The sequence below is a fragment of the Acidovorax sp. LjRoot204 genome, from assembly GCF_056175785.1.
Genome location: NZ_JBGFFF010000007.1, coordinates 36,384 through 53,750 on the forward strand (window position 1 = coordinate 36,384; position 17,367 = coordinate 53,750).

21 protein-coding genes are annotated in these 17,367 nt (G+C 67.0%); 15 read left to right on the top strand and 6 right to left on the bottom strand.

What is annotated here, in order from left to right; all coding sequences use genetic code 11:
• The first annotated feature begins 25 nt into the window (after positions 1–25).
• From AC04MI_RS02840 to AC04MI_RS02855, 4 genes are all read left to right on the top strand, one after another.
• Positions 26–1,048 carry a LacI family DNA-binding transcriptional regulator gene (locus AC04MI_RS02840; protein ID WP_436078350.1) on the top strand — a complete coding sequence of 341 codons (1,023 nt, stop codon included), beginning with the start codon at positions 26–28 and terminating at the stop codon, positions 1,046–1,048.
• Entirely contained in the window at positions 1,045–1,989 is a 945-nt protein-coding gene (gene rbsK, locus AC04MI_RS02845; RefSeq protein WP_436078349.1) for a ribokinase, read from the top strand. The genes AC04MI_RS02840 and rbsK overlap by 4 nt, the downstream gene beginning before the upstream one ends.
• Entirely contained in the window at positions 1,986–2,375 is a 390-nt protein-coding gene (gene rbsD, locus AC04MI_RS02850; protein WP_056745484.1) for a D-ribose pyranase, read from the top strand. The genes rbsK and rbsD overlap by 4 nt, the downstream gene beginning before the upstream one ends.
• Positions 2,376–2,500: 125 nt before the next feature.
• Positions 2,501–3,433, top strand: a complete 933-nt coding sequence (locus AC04MI_RS02855) for an MBL fold metallo-hydrolase (RefSeq protein WP_108499400.1) — start codon at positions 2,501–2,503, stop codon at positions 3,431–3,433.
• Positions 3,434–3,529: 96 nt separating this feature from the next.
• Here the strand turns inward: AC04MI_RS02855 and AC04MI_RS02860 are convergent, their stop codons facing one another.
• Together AC04MI_RS02860 and AC04MI_RS02865 are read right to left on the bottom strand one after the other, a co-directional pair.
• Positions 3,530–4,129: a DUF4124 domain-containing protein gene (locus AC04MI_RS02860; protein ID WP_436078348.1), complete on the bottom strand. Its 600-nt coding sequence runs from the start codon at positions 4,127–4,129 to the stop codon at positions 3,530–3,532.
• A gap of 118 nt (positions 4,130–4,247) precedes the next feature.
• Complete coding sequence (locus AC04MI_RS02865) at positions 4,248–6,233, bottom strand: lytic transglycosylase domain-containing protein (RefSeq protein ID WP_476497023.1); 1,986 nt, start codon at positions 6,231–6,233, stop codon at positions 4,248–4,250.
• 14 nt (positions 6,234–6,247) lie between these two features.
• Here AC04MI_RS02865 and AC04MI_RS02870 point away from each other — a divergent pair, with 14 nt between their 5' ends.
• The 3 genes from AC04MI_RS02870 (at position 6,248) to AC04MI_RS02880 (ending at position 7,962) form a co-directional block, all read left to right on the top strand.
• Positions 6,248–6,820 (top strand): 5-formyltetrahydrofolate cyclo-ligase, encoded by a 573-nt coding sequence (locus tag AC04MI_RS02870; protein ID WP_476497024.1) that lies wholly within the window; start codon positions 6,248–6,250, stop codon positions 6,818–6,820.
• A 132-nt stretch (positions 6,821–6,952) separates the two neighbouring features.
• A complete protein-coding gene (locus tag AC04MI_RS02875) occupies positions 6,953–7,645 on the top strand; it encodes a glutathione S-transferase family protein (RefSeq protein ID WP_436078347.1) in 693 nt (230 codons plus the stop codon).
• An 8-nt stretch (positions 7,646–7,653) separates the two neighbouring features.
• On the top strand, positions 7,654–7,962 hold the full coding sequence (locus tag AC04MI_RS02880) for an NIPSNAP family protein (RefSeq protein ID WP_056059532.1): 309 nt from the start codon (positions 7,654–7,656) through the stop codon (positions 7,960–7,962).
• Positions 7,963–7,985: 23 nt separating this feature from the next.
• On the opposite strand, the gene AC04MI_RS02885 is transcribed toward AC04MI_RS02880, so the two are convergent.
• The gene (locus AC04MI_RS02885; RefSeq protein ID WP_476497025.1) at positions 7,986–8,441 is read right to left on the bottom strand and encodes a hypothetical protein; all 456 of its coding nucleotides are present in this window, start codon (positions 8,439–8,441) and stop codon (positions 7,986–7,988) included.
• A gap of 39 nt (positions 8,442–8,480) precedes the next feature.
• Between AC04MI_RS02885 and AC04MI_RS02890 the strand changes: the two genes are divergently transcribed.
• Positions 8,481–9,719 (top strand): multifunctional CCA addition/repair protein, encoded by a 1,239-nt coding sequence (locus AC04MI_RS02890; RefSeq protein ID WP_476497027.1) that lies wholly within the window; start codon positions 8,481–8,483, stop codon positions 9,717–9,719.
• Between the two features lie 129 nt (positions 9,720–9,848).
• A complete protein-coding gene (locus AC04MI_RS02895) occupies positions 9,849–10,307 on the top strand; it encodes a GNAT family N-acetyltransferase (protein ID WP_436078344.1) in 459 nt (152 codons plus the stop codon).
• 21 nt (positions 10,308–10,328) lie between these two features.
• On the opposite strand, the gene AC04MI_RS02900 is transcribed toward AC04MI_RS02895, so the two are convergent.
• Positions 10,329–10,970 (bottom strand): DUF1109 domain-containing protein, encoded by a 642-nt coding sequence (locus tag AC04MI_RS02900; RefSeq protein WP_121941886.1) that lies wholly within the window; start codon positions 10,968–10,970, stop codon positions 10,329–10,331.
• Positions 10,967–11,512: a sigma-70 family RNA polymerase sigma factor gene (locus AC04MI_RS02905; protein ID WP_476497029.1), complete on the bottom strand. Its 546-nt coding sequence runs from the start codon at positions 11,510–11,512 to the stop codon at positions 10,967–10,969. The genes AC04MI_RS02900 and AC04MI_RS02905 overlap by 4 nt, the downstream gene beginning before the upstream one ends.
• 212 nt (positions 11,513–11,724) lie before the next feature.
• Between AC04MI_RS02905 and AC04MI_RS02910 the strand changes: the two genes are divergently transcribed.
• Genes AC04MI_RS02910 through AC04MI_RS02925 form a run of 4 tightly spaced genes read left to right on the top strand, consistent with a single transcriptional unit; the run spans position 11,725 to position 14,105 of the window.
• Positions 11,725–12,018 carry a BufA1 family periplasmic bufferin-type metallophore gene (locus tag AC04MI_RS02910; protein WP_056059544.1) on the top strand — a complete coding sequence of 98 codons (294 nt, stop codon included), beginning with the start codon at positions 11,725–11,727 and terminating at the stop codon, positions 12,016–12,018.
• A gap of 2 nt (positions 12,019–12,020) precedes the next feature.
• Entirely contained in the window at positions 12,021–12,869 is an 849-nt protein-coding gene (bufB, locus tag AC04MI_RS02915) for an MNIO family bufferin maturase (protein ID WP_436078342.1), read from the top strand.
• Positions 12,860–13,621 (top strand): HvfC/BufC family peptide modification chaperone, encoded by a 762-nt coding sequence (locus AC04MI_RS02920; protein ID WP_436078341.1) that lies wholly within the window; start codon positions 12,860–12,862, stop codon positions 13,619–13,621. Before bufB ends, AC04MI_RS02920 begins: the two co-directional genes overlap by 10 nt.
• 10 nt (positions 13,622–13,631) lie before the next feature.
• Entirely contained in the window at positions 13,632–14,105 is a 474-nt protein-coding gene (locus tag AC04MI_RS02925; RefSeq protein ID WP_436078340.1) for a DoxX family protein, read from the top strand.
• A gap of 108 nt (positions 14,106–14,213) precedes the next feature.
• Here AC04MI_RS02925 and trxC read toward each other — a convergent pair whose 3' ends face one another.
• Positions 14,214–14,651: a thioredoxin TrxC gene (trxC, locus tag AC04MI_RS02930; protein ID WP_436078339.1), complete on the bottom strand. Its 438-nt coding sequence runs from the start codon at positions 14,649–14,651 to the stop codon at positions 14,214–14,216.
• A 144-nt stretch (positions 14,652–14,795) separates the two neighbouring features.
• Between trxC and otsB the strand changes: the two genes are divergently transcribed.
• A complete protein-coding gene (otsB, locus tag AC04MI_RS02935) occupies positions 14,796–15,533 on the top strand; it encodes a trehalose-phosphatase (RefSeq protein ID WP_056059553.1) in 738 nt (245 codons plus the stop codon).
• The gene (locus tag AC04MI_RS02940) at positions 15,530–17,335 is read left to right on the top strand and encodes a glycoside hydrolase family 15 protein (RefSeq protein WP_476497032.1); all 1,806 of its coding nucleotides are present in this window, start codon (positions 15,530–15,532) and stop codon (positions 17,333–17,335) included. The genes otsB and AC04MI_RS02940 overlap by 4 nt, the downstream gene beginning before the upstream one ends.
• Positions 17,336–17,367 lie beyond the last annotated feature (32 nt).

Here is a 17,367-nt window from a genome sequence, read left to right on the forward strand (position 1 = left end):
ACACACCGATTTTTCTTTTTCCTGCATGGCTACTATCAAGGACGTTGCGCGCCACGCCGAGGTGTCCGTCACCACGGTGTCGCACGTGGTCAACGGCACACGCCGCGTGAGCCCCGAGGGGCGCGAGCGGGTCGAGGCCGCCATCCGCGCACTGGGCTATGTGCCTAGCGCCATTGCGCGCAGCCTCAAAAGCAACAACACGCGCACGCTGGGCATGCTGATCCCCAACAGCTCCAACCCCTACTTTGCCGAGATCGTGCACAGCGTGGAAGACCGCTGCTTTGGCGCGGGCTACAACGTCATCCTGTGCAACACCAACGACGAGGCGCACCGCCAGGGCACCTACCTGCAGGTGCTGGCCGAGCGGCGCATCGACGGGCTCATCGTGGTCTCCACCGGGCACGACGCCACGCTGGCCACGCAGCTGGCGGGCCTGTCCATCCCCACCGTGCTGGTGGACCGCGAAATCGACATCGCCGAGCAACAGCCCTGCGACCTGGTGGAAACCGCCCACATGCAGGGTGGCCTGCTGGCCACGCGCCACCTGCTGTCGCTGGGCCACCGCCGCATTGCCTGCATTGGCGGCCCCGACGGCATTGCCCCCAGCGAGCAGCGCATTGCCGGCTGGCGCACCGCGCTGGCCGATGCGGGCTGCGGCACCGGCGAGGGCCTGCTATGGCATGGCAACTTCACGAGCCAGGGTGGCTACGAAGCCATGCACGCCGTGCTGCGCGCGCCTGAGCCGCCCACTGCCGTCTTCGTGTGTAACGACCTCATGGCCATGGGCGCGCTGTGCGCCGCGCACGAACGCGACCTGCGTGTGCCCGAGGCACTGTCCATCGTCGGCTTTGACGACATCGAACTCACTGCCTTCACCAGCCCGCCGCTGACCACCGTGGCCCAGCCCAAGCAGCGCATCGGCGCCCTGGCCGTGGACATGCTGCTGGAGCGCATCGACGGCAAGCGCCAGGACGCACGCAAGGTGATGCTGCAGCCTGAGCTGCGCGTGCGCGCCTCCACGGCCCATGCGCCCGGAGGTGCGGCATGAGCCCGACCCACACGCCCCGCATCGCCGTCGTCGGCAGCCTGAACATGGACCTGGTGCTCCAGGTGCAACACGCACCGGGCCCTGGCGAGACCGTGCTGGCCGACGCCCTGCACCTGGTGCCCGGCGGCAAGGGCGGCAACCAGGCCGTGGCCTGCGCGCGCCAGGGCGCGGAGGTGGCCTTGTTTGGCCGCGTGGGCGACGACGGCTACGGCCACACGCTGCGTGCCGGGCTCGACGCCGACGCCATCGACCACAGCGGCGTACAGACCGACACCGAAGCCACCACCGGCGTCGCCGCCATCACCGTGGAGGCCAGCGGGCAAAACCGCATCGTGGTCGTGCCCGGCGCCAATGGCCGCTTTGTGCTGGATGCCGCCGCGCTGGGCGCTGCGCTGCAAGGCGCAGGCAGCCTGGTGCTGCAGTTCGAAACCCCCCTGCCCCAGGTACTGGCCGCCGCCGAGATGGCCCATGCGGCGGGCTGTCCGGTGGTGCTCAACCCCTCTCCCATCCAGCCCCTGCCCGATGCGATGTGGCCGCTGGTGCACACGCTGGTCGTGAACGAGGTGGAAGCCGCCGCGCTGGCAGGCCAGAGCGTGGCCACGCCCGCCGATGCCGCGCAGGCTGCACAGGCCCTGTGCGCCAAGGGTCCCACCCAGGTGGTGGTGACCCTGGGCGCCGCAGGAGCCGTGGCCGCCGATGCTGCAGGCAACCGCTACCACCCTGGCCTGGTCGTGCAGGCGGTGGATACCACCGCAGCCGGCGACACCTTCCTGGGTGCGCTGGCCGTAGCGCTGGCACGCGGCGAGCCACTGGACGCCGCCGTGCGCGAAGGCATCCGCGCATCGGCGCTGTGCGTCACCCAGCCCGGCGCCCAGCCCTCCATCCCCACCCGCGCCGCCGTGGCGCACAGCCCCCAACCGCCCGCCTGGAGCCCCCTGTGAAACGCACCGCCCTGCTGCACGCCGAACTCTCCCACGCCATCGCCACCCTGGGCCATGGCGACATGCTGGTGATCGGCGACGTGGGCCTGCCTATCCCGCCCGGCCCGCGCCGCATCGACCTGGCCCTCACGCCCGGCATCCCGGCCGTGGCCGATGTGCTGCGGGTGGTGCTGGAAGAAATGCAGGTCGAGAAAGCGGTGATCGCCACCGAAGCCATGGAGCGCAACAGTGGCCAGTTGCCCACGTGGTGCCAGCTTCCGGTGGTCCCTAGCACCGTATCGCACGATGAGTTCAAGCGCCTGACCCAGCAGGCCCGCGTGATGGTGCGCACCGGCGAATGCACGCCGTATGCCAATGTGATCCTGGTGGCGGGCGTCACGTTCTGACACAGCCTGGGCGGCCAGGCTGCGGGTTTTGGAGGACTTCGGGCAGGTGCGACCTGCGGTACGCTGGGCAGCAGCCCACGGCGCGGCGTTGAAGCCCGCCACCGAAGCCCCGAATTCCTGCACCCATGCCCACCACAGCGCCCCACGATCTCCTGCCCCCTGAAATCACCGTTCTCGAACGCGGCTGGCTGTCGGCCAACAACATCCTCTTCATCGGCCAGCACGACACAGCCATCGTGGACACCGGCTATTGCAGCCATGCCGAGCAAACCGTGGAGCTGGTGCGCGATGCTCTCGCGGGCCGCAGGCTGGATCGCCTGCTCAACACCCACCTGCACAGCGACCACTGCGGTGGCAATGCCGCGCTGCAAAAAGCCTGGCCCGGCGTGCTCACGGCCATACCGCCCGGCCAGGCCGACCATGTGCGCCAGTGGGATGCCTATGCGCTGAGCTACACCCCCACAGGGCAGGAGTGCCCACCCTTTCGGGCCGACACGCTGCTGGTGCCGGGCTCGTGCGTGCTGCTGGGCGACAAGCCCTGGCAGGTGCATGCCGCGCCGGGGCACGACCCGCACTCGGTGGTGCTGTTCGAACCCCAGGGCCGCGTGCTGATCTCGGCCGATGCGCTGTGGGAAAACGGCTTTGGCGTGGTGTTCCCGGAGCTGGAGGGCGACGATGCCTTCGCCCAGGTGGGCGCCACGCTGGACCTGATTGAAACGCTGTCGCCCCAGGTCGTGATCCCGGGCCACGGGCCGGTGTTTGCCGATGCGCCCCGCGCCATCGACGGCGCCCGTCGCCGCCTGGACGGTTTTGTGCGCAACCCGGGCAAGCACGCGCTTTATGCGGCCAAGGTGCTGCTCAAGTACAAGCTGCTCGAATGGCAGCAGATCGGGATTGCCGACCTCACGGCCTGGGCGCAGACCACGCCGTATTTCGGCATGCTGCGTGCACGGCACTTTGCCACGCAGACCGAGGCCGAATGGCTGCAGAGCCTGGCAGATGAACTGGTGCGGTCAGGCGCCGCTGCGCGCCAGGGCGAGGTGCTGCACAACGTGTGAGGCCTGACGCCTCGGCATGGCTGGGTGCCAGTGCGTGCCCTGACCGAGGGACCCCGCCGCTGGCGCAAAGCGCCTGGGCGGATCAGCACAACGCCGTCAGTGTTTGTATTGCTTGTCGCAGCCCGTCACGTGGTTCTTGCTGCTGGACATGCACTGGTAAAACGACTTCTTGTTGCCCGATGCGCCCTGGCAGTCGGACACGCTGTACTTGCCCTTGGCTTCGCGGATCTTGGGTGCGGCGGAATCAAACGCTGCCTGCGTCATGTAGCCATCGCGCACGTTCTTCTGGCCCACCTCCAGCATCAGGTCGGCCTGGTAGTGAATGTTGTCAACGGCCACGGCGCAGTTCAGGGGCACCTGCTGGCTGTCCACCGTGCCCAGCGATTTCTTGAGCCCTTCGCCAAACTCCTCAACGTCCTTGGAGACCTTCTTGGTGCCATCGGGGTTGTACTGCTGGCCCGCCTTGGCGCTGGTGCCCTTGCTGCCAGAGGAAGATCCGCTGCCCCCGCTGGTGCCGTTGTTGCTTTGCAGCTTCAGCGGCTCGGCGTCCTGTTTGGCGGGCGGGGGCTGCGAGCCATAGTGGGTCTTGCCATCGGCATCCACCCATTTGTACACGGGTTGCGCCTGCGCGCCCACGCTCCACGCCGCTGCCGCGACCATTGTGGCCACACAGGCCATCCATGCCAGTTTGCCCATCACACCCTCTCTTTTTTTAATAAAACCCGGCTGAGGCGCTAGTGGAATATGCGCCTTCAGCTCCTCTATTGATAGCAATCCAGGTACCTCTCGCCCCCGCATGGCGAGCAACAGGGCCTCAGGGCAAGTCCTTGTTCACCTCGGGCAAGTTCGCGTCGCGGGGGCCAATGGTGCCCAGGCGGCTTTTGAGCGACTGGGGCAGGCCGGTGAGGATGGCTGCGTAGTTGGTGGTGTTGGAGAGCACCTTCTTCACGTAGTCGCGCGTYTCGSCRAAGGGCACGTTCTCGGCCCAGATSGCGGCGTCCAGCACCGGGCCGTTGCGCCARCTGCGTGGACGKCCAGGGCCCGCGTTGTAGGCGGCCGCGGCCATGGGCATGGAGCCCGCGAAGTCGTCCAGCGCCAGCTTGAGGTAGGCCGTGCCGATGGTGATGTTGGTGTCGCGGTCGGTGATCTGGTCGGGCGTGAAGTTGGTGAGGCCAATCTTCTTGGCCGTCCAGCGSGCKGTGGCGGGCATCACCTGCATGAGGCCCGAGGCACCGACATGCGAGCGGGCATCCATCACAAAACGGCTTTCCTGGCGGATCAGGCCGTASACRTAGGCCGGGTCGATGCCGATGCCTTGGGCACGCTCCACCACGGTGCTGCGAAACGGCATGGGAAAGCGCTGCGTGACGTCCACCACGCCCTTGGTGCGTTCGCTGGTGTTGATGCAGCGGTCCCASACCTCGCGCTGGCAGGCGAAGTCGGCSGCGGCCAGCAGYKCGCGGTCGKSCATGCCGCCSYTSTSGTGCAGGTTGGTGGTGTAGTTCCACTCGCGCACGCCTTCGCTGCGCAGACCAAGCAGGATGGCGTACAGGGCGCGGTTGAGCCCCGGGTTGGCGCGGGCGGCAGCCTTTTCTTCGGCGGTGAGGGGCGCGGGAGCGGGGGGCGTGGTGATGCGTTGGCCCAGCTCTTCGAGCGCCAGCTGCTCATAGAAGCCGCGCGTTCCGGCAATGCCTTCGAGCAGTTGCCGGGCTTCGGCGCGTTCGGCATCGCTCACGCGGCCCGCCAGCAGCGAGCGCGCCTTCCAGTACACCCAGGTGCTGTCCTGGCGGCCTTCAGGGCCCATGGCATCCACCGCCTTGCCCACGGCCTTCCACTGGCCGGCGCGCAAGGCGGCACGCACCTTCCAGCCCAGCAGGTCGTCGCTGAGGTCGCTGTCCTTGGTCACGTTGGCGAAGTAGCCGTGGGCGTTGCTGGCCAGTTTCTGCGCAGCGGTCTTGCCGATCACGCCCCAGGCCCAGTTGCGCTCTTCGGCCGAGAGGTGCACGCCCCATTTGTTCTCCAGCTGGTAGGCCGCGCCGTCCGGGTCGCTGGTGGCCAGCTTCAACAGGGCGAGCAGCACCAACTCTTGCCGGGCCTTGCCGGCCGCCGTGGCGCGCGAGAGCAGGTATTTGCTGGGCGCATCGAGCACATCCTTGAGCTGCGGCAGCGATTCGGGCGAAACGATCTCGACCGCCGAGCGCACCACGCGGGGGCGGTTGGCCTCCACGCCCAGGCGGGCCTTGCGCCACACGTCCAGGGCCGAGAGCTTCTTGTAGCCATACAGCTCGCGCGCGGCGTGGGTGCAGCCATCGTCGGCGTCGCGGATCGCATACCAGTTGCTGCGCACGTCCTCGGCCACGGTGGCCGGTGCCGTGCCCTTGATCTGGTCGATCAGCAGCGCGTAGCAGCGCACTTCGCGGTCGTCCGACATGCGGTAGCTGGGGTGTTGGTCGGCAAACTGGCCCCAGTCGCGSCGCTGGCCCAGCAGCAGCAGCCAGTCGTTGCGCAGSCGGTCTTCYTGGTAGGTGCCGGSGTAGCGCTGCATGAAGGCCTGAATCTCCTGTGACGAGGCCTCGCCCAGACGCACGCGCAGCTCCCAGTAGGCGGCCCAGGGCTCGAGCGCATGGCCGCGTGCCGCAGGCAGCAGCTGCGCGAGCTTGTTGCGGTCGCCCTTGCGGAACGCCTGCTGCATCTCCAGCAGGGTATCGTCACCACGGTTTTGCGCCATGACAAGGGGCGCGGTGGCGGCCAGCAGGGTGGCGGCCACAAGGGGTGTCAGAATCGCTCTGAGAAATTGCATGGGGGAATTATCTGATGGACAAAGCAGCCCTTCGGCGCACATTGATAGAAGAACGCCTCAACCTGCCCGACCGCCTACAGCGGGCCGACCTGTTACAGCAGGTGATGCGCATCTGGCTGGTGAACCGGCCGGATACGGTGATCGGCGCCTACTGGCCCATCAAGGGCGAGTTCGACCCCCTGCCCGCCCTGCACCGCTGGAAGGAAGACGGCGAGCTGCTGGACGAACCCCTGCGCCGCCGCATCGGCYTGCCGGTGRTSAACAAGSWSCACAAGACSCTSACCTTCCAYGCCTGGTACCCSGGCTGCCMSATGGAAGARGACGCCTAYGGCATYCCCAAGCCCAAGGACACCGAGSTSATCGTGCCCACGCTGCTGTTYGTGCCCTGCGTGGGCTACGCRCCGGGTGGCTACCGGCTGGGCTAYGGCGGCGGCTTYTACGACCGCACGCTGGCGRCGCTGCAGCCCAAGCCGTTCACAGTGGGCCTGGGCTTCACCCATGGCTACCTGGACGACTTTGAGCCCGAGGAGTTCGACCTGCCACTCGACGCCATCCTGAACGACAACGGCGTGGTCTGGCCCATCTGATCCCCGGCCAGGCAGACCTGCACGATGGCCTGTGATGCCGGCAGCGCATCATTCAGGCCAGTTTTTGGCATCGCTGACGCGCCCGGCAGCCGCTAGCATGGCGGGCTGACCTCTTCATCTCAGGTGCCCAACATGCTCAAGCTCTACATCGGCAACAAGAACTACTCGTCCTGGTCCATGCGCCCCTGGGTGCTGCTCAAGCAGGCGGGCATCGTCTTTGAAGAAGTGCGCGTGCGCTTTGACAGCTTTGACGCGCAGTCGGAATTCAAGCGCACCATCGGGGCCGTGAGTCCCACGGCCAAAGTGCCCGTGCTGGTGGACGGCGACCTGGTGGTGTGGGACACCCTGGCGATTGCGGAGTACGTGGCTGAAACCCACTCCGACAAAAAGCTCTGGCCCACCGACGCCAAGGCCCGCGCACGCGCCCGCAGCGTCTGCGCCGAGATGCACAGCGGTTTCACCGCCCTGCGCAGCCACTGCCCCATGAACATCGAAGCAAACCTTGCCGACACCGGCGCCCTGATCTGGCGCGACCAGGCCGGCGTGCGCGCCGACGTGCAGCGCCTGGTGGAGATGTGGAGTGCGCTGCTGCAAGAGCACGGCGGTCCGCTGCTGTTTGGTGAATTCACCGTGGCCGACGCCTACTTTGCCCCCGTCTGCATGCGCCTGCATACCTACGCCCTGCCCGTGCCTGCGACCATCCGGGCCTATGTGGATCGCGTGCGCGCCCTGCCCGGCGTGCAGGCCTGGATCGACGAGGCACGGGCCGAAAAGGACTTTCTGGACTTCGAAGAGCCCTACCGCCTGCGCCATACCGAAGGCTGAGCACCACCATGGCCGTCACCATCTACCTGCGCTATGTGCTCAACACCAGCAAGCTGAAAGAGTTTGAGCACTACGGAAAACTGTGGATTCCGCTGGTCGAGAAATTCGGCGGCCAGCACCACGGCTACTTTATGCCCAGCGAGGGCGCCAACAACATTGCGCTGGCGCTGTTCACGTTCGAGAGCCTCGCCGCCTACGAGGTGTACCGCCAGCAGTCGATGCAAGACGCGGAGTGCCAGGCGGCTTTCCGCTATGCCGAAGAGACGGGGTGCATCGTGAGCTACGAGCGGAGTTTTTTCCGCCCCGTGTTCCACTGACCCGGCGGGGCCGTGCAGCCCCGTTACCGGAACTGCTTGCGCAAAAACGCCTTGTGCCGCGCGATGTGCGCCAGCTGGGCTGGGGCGATGGTGCCGCCCAGATCTTCGTCCTCGGTGTTGAGCACCTGGTTCGCGTAGGCCATGGCGCGGACCACCACCTCTTCCTCGCTCACGCCCTGGGTGGCTGCAAGGTCCATCGCCACGCGGCGCATGGCGCGTTGCGACAGCATCCACATCGCGCCGAAGGAATCCCATGCGGCCGCCACCTCCTTGAACTTGTCGTGTTCAGCCAGGATGTCGTTGAGCGGCTTGGCCAGGATCTCCTGCAGCGCCTCCACCTGGGCCTTCAGGGCCTCGAACTGCGCCTCGCGCTGCAGTGCCTCGGCGGCCGCATTGGCGGCGGYGTCAGGCGCCTGGGGCACGGGCACGCTGCCGTCGGGGTTGAGCTGGGCAATGGTGAGGTCGGACGATAGGGACATGGTGGCGGGACTATACGACCCTCGTCCTAAACTACGCCGATGCAAATCTACATGGTGGGCGGCGCCGTCCGCGACAAGCTGCTGGGCCGACCGGTGAATGACCACGACTGGGTGGTGGTGGGCGCSACGCCYGAGSARATGSYGGCGCRMGGCTACCTGCCCGTGGGGCGCGACTTYCCSGTSTTYYTGCAYCCSSARACMCGCGAGGAATACGCGCTGGCCCGCACCGAGCGCAAGAGCGGGCGCGGCTACCGGGGCTTTGTGGTGCAAAGCTCGCCCGATGTGACGCTGGAGGAAGACCTCTCGCGCCGCGACCTCACTATCAACTCAATAGCATCCAGCACAGATGAATCCGGCGCCACCCGCCTTTTTGACCCCTACCACGGCGAAAAAGACCTCCGTGCGCRCGTGCTGCGCCATGTGACCGATGCCTTCCGCGAAGACCCGGTACGCATCCTTCGCGTGGCGCGGTTTGCTGCGCGCTTCACCGACTTCACGGTGGCGCCCGAGACGATGCAGCTGATGCGCGAGATGGTCGCGCATGGCGAGGTGGACCACCTGGTGGCAGAGCGCGTGTGGCAAGAGCTGGCGCGCGGGCTGATGGAAGCACAACCCTCGCGCATGTTCGAGGTGCTGCGCGGGTGTGGCGCACTGGCCGTGCTGCTGCCCGAGGTGGCGTGCCTGTGGGGCGTGCCCCAGCGGGCCGAGTACCACCCCGAGGTGGACACCGGCGTGCACCTGATGATGGTGCTGGACATGGCTGCGCGGCTGCAGGCGCCACTCACCGTGCGTTTTGCCTGCCTGGCGCACGACCTGGGCAAGGGCACCACGGCCGCCGATGTACTGCCGCGCCACATCGGGCACGAGGAACGCAGTGCCGAGCTGCTGAAAGACGTGGCCGAGCGCCTGCGCGTGCCCGTGGACTGCCGCGAGACCGCCGAGGTGGTGGCGCGCGAACACGGGCACATCCACCGCAGCGTCGACCTGTCTGCCGCTGCCCTGGTGCGCCTGCTGGAGCGCTGCGACGCCATCCGCAAGCCCGAGCGGTTTGCCGAGGTGCTGTTGGCCTGCGAGTGCGATGCGCGCGGGCGGCTGGGGTTTGAAGAGGCCGCGTATCCGCAGCGCCCCCGCCTGCTGGCCGTGCTGGCCGCCGTCCAATCGGTCGTCACGCGCGAGATTGCGGCCCAGGCCGCCGCCAGGGGCCAAAGCGGCCCGCAGGTGGGTGCGCTGATCCACCAGGCACGGGTCGAAGCCGTGGCGCAGTGGCTGCACACCTAGGCGCACGGCGCTACCACCTGACCGCGTGCGCTGCGTCGCCAAGATCGGTCCAACCCTCCCTACAATCCGCGTCCGCTCGCACTCTGGAAAGGGTGCGTCTTTTGGCTTTTTTGCGATCACGACGCCTCCATGACCTCTGTGCACATCCGCCCCGCCACTCCGGCAGACGCCGACACCATCGCGCCGCTGTTTGACGCCTACCGGCAGTTCTACGAGCAGGCACCAGACCTGGCCGGAGCGCGGGCCTTCATTGCAGAGCGGTTGGAGCGCGAGGAGTCCGTGATCTTGCTTGCGATGGATGGGGCACAGGCAGCGGTGGGCTTTTGCCAGCTCTACCCCACGTTCTGCTCGGTGGAGGCAGCGCCCATCTACACGCTCTACGACCTGTTCGTGGCGCCCGCAGCGCGCAAGACAGGGGCCGGGCGCAGCTTGCTGCTGGCGGCAGAAGCGACGGCCCGCGCCCATGGCAAGGTGCGCATGGACCTGACCACGGCCCACACCAACACCAGGGCGCAAAAGCTCTACGAATCGCTGGGCTGGACGCTGGACACAGTGTTCCGCGCGTACAACAAGCGTGTCAGCGCCTGAAGCTCCATTCCCCCACCAGCGCTACCAGCGCAGCAGACGCGGCCCCAGCACAGCCCCCAAAGCAGTCGGTATGGCCATGCCCGCCAGATACCACACCGCCAAAAACGGGGTGGCCATCTCGGGGCAATGCAGGGCATACACCAGCGCCCCCAGCGCGCCTGCCAGCAAGCCAGCGCCCGCTCCTGCCCACGCCAGCCGCGTGGGCGCAGCGCCCTTGAGCGCCCAGAAGCCTCCAACGAACGCCGGGACCGACAGCAAGGCGATATTGAAGGGACAAGTCCGCCAGGTGCTGCCCAGAATCAGCGGCACACGCTCCGTCGCCGGCACCTGCCACAGAGCCCCCAGGGCCATGGCCCACAGCACCAGCGGCGGCACCGCCAGCCACAGGGCTGCGAGGCCCAGCGGCATGCCCGGGCGGGCCATGCGGCGCAGCAGCGCCAGGCCAGCGGCTGCCAGGGCGGCCGCAAACACCAGCTTGCCCCAGAACATGGGCAACGCCATGGTCGCCAGCAGGTCAGGGCGCAGACCGAACAGGGCCAGCATCAGCACCCCGGCACCGGCAATGCCCACAGCGCTGGCGACAGCAAACCGTCGCTCAATAGCGGCGGGCTGCACCGGCCGGTCATCGGTGGCCAGCAGGTGGATCAATTCATCGGTTTTCATGCCATTCCCCTGATCTTGGCGGCCAGGGCCTTGAGCCCCCGGTGCACGCCGACTTTGACGGCCGACTCCGACAACCCCGTGAGGCGCGCCGTCTCGACCACCGACAACCCTTCCAGCTTCACATACTCAATGGGCAGCCGCTGCTTGTCTGGCAACGTGYGCAACAGTTGCCCCAGGTCCCGCCGGGCTTCCGCGGCCTCGCTGTCGCTGGTGGCAAACAACTCGTCGGCATCGTCCAGCGGGTCGTTGCGACCCTCCTTCACGGCATGCGAGCGCAGCCAGTCGATGAGCTTGTAGCGCGCAATCGCGTGCGCCCAGGCCGTCACCGGCATCTCGGGCCGGTAGGTGTGGCGCTGGTTGTGCACGGCCAGCAGCGTCTCCTGCACCAGGTCTTCCACCTCATCGGGCCGCTGCGCCAGGCGGTGGCGCAGGAAGGCGCGCAGGTGGGCGCTCAGCTCCTTCAAAAAACGCTGGTAAGCGGCTGCATCGGCATCCAGCCCCTGCATCAGCAAGCCGCGCAGGCGCTCTTCCACTATCTCCATGGTGTCTCCCTGCAAGGAATTCGTATGCCGGGGCCAATGGGTTACACGCAACACAAAAAATATTTGCGCAACGCCGCCACGATTTTTTGAGCAGTGCTGTAACCCGCCTGCTGCACAGCCCGAATTACAACGCAGATCGGGCCACTCAATGCGACCTCAGTGCCGCCACCCGGTCGGATTCAACCTTTATCCAACCCTCGGAGAACCGTACCATGACCACTCGCACCCTCAGCCTCGGCGCCCTCGCACTTGTTGCCCTGACCTCTGGCGCCGCCATGGCCCAAACCAACGCCGCCCCCATGGACGGCGCCAAGCCTGCCATGGAGAAGTGCTACGGCGTCTCGATGGCTGGCAAGAACGACTGCGCCGCAGGTCCCGGCACCACCTGCGCGGGCACGTCCAAGATGGACTACCAGGGCAACGCCTGGAAGTTTGTGCCCGCAGGCACCTGCACCACCATCAAGACGCCCAAGGGCATGGGCATGCTGACGCCCATGAAGAGCTGACCATGGCATCCCCTCTCACCGCCGGCCTGGGTCTCAAGCCCCAGCACTACGACGAGGCGCTGCGATGCACTGCCCCCGGCCTGTGGTGGGAGGTGCACCCCGAGAACTACCTGGCCGACGGCGGCCCGCGCCTGGCCTGGCTCGAAGCCATCCGCTCGCGCCACCCAGTGGCACTGCATGGCGTGTCACTGTCGCTCGCGGCCGATGCGCCGCCCGATGAGGCCTACCTGGCGCGCCTGGCCGCCCTCGCAAGGCGCGTGGAGCCCGCCATCATTTCAGAGCACCTGGCCTGGTCCACCTGGCGCGGGCAGTACTTGCCCGACCTGCTGCCGTTTCCACGCACGCACGCGGCACTGCACCGCATCGCCGGCAACATCGCCCGCACGCAGGACGTGCTGCAACGCCCCATTGCCATCGAGAACCCCACGCATTACCTGCACATCGACGGCCACGACTGGGCGGAAACCGATTTTCTGGCCGAGCTGGTGCTGCGCACTGGTTGCACCCTGCTGCTGGACGTGAACAACGTGTACATCAGCGCCAACAACCTGGGATTTAGCGCGCAGGCTTACCTCGACGCCTTCCCTCTGCACGCCGTGGCAGAGATCCACCTGGCAGGCCACCATGCCGACCCGGTGCATGGCAATGCTCTGCTGATCGATAGCCACGATGCGCCCATCGCGCCAGCGGTATGGGCGCTGTACGAGCAGGTGATGGCGCGCACCGGCCCCGTGCCCACCCTGATCGAACGCGACGACCAGTTGCCTACCTTCAATGAACTGCTGGCCGAGCGGGAGCAGGCCCACCGCGCGCTCGCCCATGCACAGCCCCGGGAGGTTGCATGCCGCTGAGCACCTTTCAGGATGGCTTCTCTGCCGCGCTGCTCGGCCATGCTGCAGATGCACCATGGCTGTCCGCATTGGAAGCTCAGCCCGGTTTTGCCGTGTACCGCAACACCGTGCTCAAGGGCTGCATCGATGCGCTGCAGGCCAATTACCCCACGGTGTGCCAGCTGGTGGGCGAAGACTGGTTCCGCGCCGCTGCGGCGGTGTTTGCCCGCGCGCAGCCGCCGCGTGATGGCCTGCTGGTGGACTATGGCGCCGGGTTTGACAACTTTCTGGCCGGTTTTGCACCGGCCACCGAGCTGCCCTACCTGAGCGCCGTGGCGCACCTGGACCGCTGCTGGACGGCATGCCATCTGGCGGCAGACGCCACCGCCGTGGACCGCCGCTGGCTGGCACAGCAGGCCCCTGACACCGTGCCCCACGCATCACTGCAGCCGCACCCCGCCGCGCGCTGGGCCTGGTGCGAAGACTTTCCCGCCTATGCGCTGTGGCACAGCCACCGTGACGGCCGGGCCCCCACGGAGCCGCTGGATTGGACGGGCGACGGCGCCTTGCTGACCCGGCCCCATGCCGAAGTGGTGTGGCACCCCTTGTCGCGGGCAGGCATGGCTTTTTTGGACGCCTGCGCCGAGGGCCACACGCTGGAAGCCGCCGCCACTTCGGCCCTGAATGCCGAACCCGCCGCCGACTTCGCCGCCCTGATCAGCACCTTGCTGGACGCAGGCGCTTTGATACCTACCGATTCACGCACAGGCTGAGGAGCCATTCATGACCACCAGCACACACTTCCCCACGGCACCTGCCAAAGGCCCACGCTTGCTCTTGGCGCGCCTGGCCGATACCGCCACTTGGCTCACTCCGCACAGTCTGCTGGCGCTGGTCAACCGGGTGTCCATTGCTGGCATCTTCTGGATGTCGGCACGCACCAAGGTCGAGGGCTGGTTCACTATCTCCGACAGCGCCTACGCGCTGTTCCGCGACGAATACAAGCTGCCTTTGCTACCACCCGAACTGGCGGCGCAGATGGCCACGGTGGCCGAGCACCTGTTTCCGGTGCTGCTGGTGCTTGGCCTGTTCACACGCCTGTCGGCCCTGGCGCTGCTGGGCATGACGCTGACGATTCAGCTGTTTGTCTACCCGGACGCCTGGCCCACCCACCTGTCATGGGCGGGGCTGATGCTGTACCTGGTGGGGCGCGGTGCCGGCAACGTGTCGCTGGACCGGGCGCTTGGGATTCGTTGAAGAACCCGTCTGCGCGGGATCAATAGCTACTATTTCGATAGCTTTCAAGGCATATTCAACTAGCGCTTGCGGCCCAAAACGCTTCAAAACCTGCCAAGTCGTTCCCAATCACCCCACCACGGTACGCACCCAGCGCACGATGTCCGCCGCCCCCAGCGCGCCCGAAATGCGCGCCACCTCACGCCCTTGCTGGAACAGGATCATGGTCGGAATGCTGCGGATGGCATAGCGCGCCGCAATGGCCTGCTGGTCTTCGGTGTTGAGCTTGGCCAGGCGCACGCGGGGTTCCAGCTCACGGGCAGCCTGCGCAAAGGCGGGCGCCATCTGGCGGCAGGGACCGCACCACGGGGCCCAAAAATCCACCAGCACCGGGATGTGGCTGCGCGCCACATGCTTGTCAAAGCTGGTGGCATCCAGCTCCAGCGGCGCCCCAGCAAACAGGGGCTGATGGCATTGGCCACAGTCGGGCGCGCTGCCCAGGTCGGCGCTCTGCACGCGGTTGGTGGTGTGGCAATGGGGGCAGACGATGTGCAGGGCTTCGGTCATGGCGTGGCGGGGGCATTGGGATCTCTGAACACATTGCGGCACTGGCTCTCCGTTTCAAGAGGTCGCAAACCTTGCGCGCGTTTACCAGCCCAGAATCCCCCTGGTCGCCATATCTGCATTGCAGCGTCTGCTATGGTTTCGTGCATGCAGCTGCTCCCCACACTGACAACTGCCCATGCGCTTTTTCTCGACTTCGATGGCACGCTCACCGAGCTGGCACCGCGCCCCGAGGCGGTGCGCATCGCGTCGGGGCTGATTCCGACGCTGTCATCGCTGCATACCCAGCTGGGTGGCGCGCTGGCCATCGTGACTGGCAGGCCCGAGGCGGACATCGACGGATTTCTGGCACCGCTGCACCTGCCGCTGGCGAGCGAACATGGGGCCCAATACCGCCTGGGCGAGACTTCCGTTCCCGCCACCGAGCCACCCGCCCTGGAGCCCGTGTTACAGGCCGCCCAAGACCTTGCAGCACGGCACCCTGGCCTGCTGGTGGAGACCAAGCGTGTGAGCGTGGCCCTGCACTACCGCCAGGCGCCCCACCTCGAATCCCTGTGCCACGACACGCTGGTGCGGGCCATGCGCGAGGTGGAAGGTGTGGAACTGCTGCGTGGCAAATGCGTCTTTGAAGTGAAACCCCGTGGCGTTCACAAAGGCCAGGCCATCGTCGACTTCATGACACAACCACCCTTTGTGGGCCGCACGCCGGTCTTTGTGGGCGATGACGTCACCGACGAGGCCGGCTTTGCCGCTGTGCAGACGCTCGGCGGCTGGGGCATCAAGGTGGGCGAAGGGCCCACCATGGCACAACACCGCTGCATGACATCGGCCGCACTGCGGGGCTGGTTGTCGTCTGCACGCACAACGCTGGAGCGCGAACGATGAACACAGCCGCCACAGACCCCCAGACGGGCTCGCTCAACCTCGGGATGATCGGCAACTGCGCCATCAGCGCACTGATCGACGACCACGCCCGCATGGTGTGGTGCTGCCTGCCGCGCTTTGATGGCGACCCGGTGTTCAACGCCCTGCTGCAGCCCGGGGATGAGGGCAGCCACTTTGCGATCGAGCTGGAAGACCTAGCATCGGCCCACCAGTGGTACGAGCCGAACACCGCCATCCTGCGCACGCAGTTGTTCGACAAGGCGGGCCACGGCATCGAGATCACCGATTTTGCGCCGCGATTTTACAGCCGGTCACGCTACTTCCGGCCCATGACGCTGGTACGCCGGGTGCGCCCCATCCAGGGGTCGCCGCGCATCCGTTTGGCGCTCAAGGTGCGCTACGACTGGGGCCAGACCACCCCCGAGATCACGCGCGGCAGCAACCACATCCGCTACGTGGGCGAGCGCATGACGCTGCGCCTGTCCACCGATGCGCCGGTGTCGCATGTGCTGTCGGGCCAGGCGTTTGTGCTCACGCGCGAACACAACTTTCTGCTGGGCGCCGACGAGACGCTGGTGGACGGTATTGCCGACACGGCCCGCCGCTTTGAACRGGAGACCACGGCCTACTGGCGCAGCTGGAGCCGCGCCCTGGCTATTCCACTGGAATGGCAGGACGCGGTGATCCGTGCGGCCATCACGCTCAAGCTGTCGCTGTACGAAGAAACCGGTGCCATCGTGGCCGCCATGACCACCAGCATCCCTGAGTCGGCCCACAGCGGCCGCAACTGGGACTACCGCTACTGCTGGCTGCGCGATGCTTTTTTTGTGGTGCGCGCTCTCAACAGCATCTCCGAGGTGGGCACCATGGAGGACTACCTGCGCTGGCTGAGCAATGTGGTGGTCGAAGGCGGCGACGGCCACATCCAGCCGCTGTATGGCATCGGGCTGGAGAAAGACCTGCCCGAAAGCTTTGTGCCCCAGCTGGCGGGCTACCGGGGCATGGGCCCGGTGCGCGTGGGCAACCAGGCGGCCGAGCATTTTCAGCACGACGTGTACGGCAACATCGTGCTGGGCGCGGCCCAGGCCTTTCATGACCACCGCCTGCTGCACCGCGCGGGCCTGGCCGAATTCAAGCGGCTGGAACAGGTGGGCGACAACGCCGTGCGCGTGTACGGCCAGCCCGATGCSGGCATGTGGGAGCTGCGCACSCGCGCCCGSGTGCACACCWSSTCCGCRCTSATGAGCTGGGCCGCYTGCGACCGGCTSGCCAAGATCGCCGCCACGCTGCAGCTGGCCGACCGTGCCAGCCACTGGCAGCAACATGCCGACCGCATGCGCGCCGAGATCCTCGACAAGTCGTGGTGCGAAGAACGCCAGGCGTTTGCCGAGAGTTTTGGCGGGCATGAGCTGGATGCCAGCGTGCTGCTGATGGCCGAGGTGGGCCTGATCGACCCCAAGGACCTACGCTTTGTGAGCACCGTGGAGGCCATGGAAAAGAGTCTGTGCGATGGGCCCTACATGCGCCGCTACGAGGCGGCCGACGACTTYGGCAAGCCCGARACSGCCTTCAACATCTGCACCTTCTGGCGCATCGACGCGCTGGCGCGCATTGGCCGCAAGGCCGAGGCACGGGCCATCTTTGAGACCATGCTGGCCGCACGCAACCCGCTGGGCCTGCTGTCGGAGGACACCCACCCCGAAACCCGCGAGATGTGGGGCAACTTCCCGCAGACCTATTCGATGGTGGGTGTGATCAACGCCGCCGTGCGCCTGTCAGCGCCCTGGGACAGCGTGATTTGAGGCGCTGTCCGACACCGGCCGGGGGCGGTCAG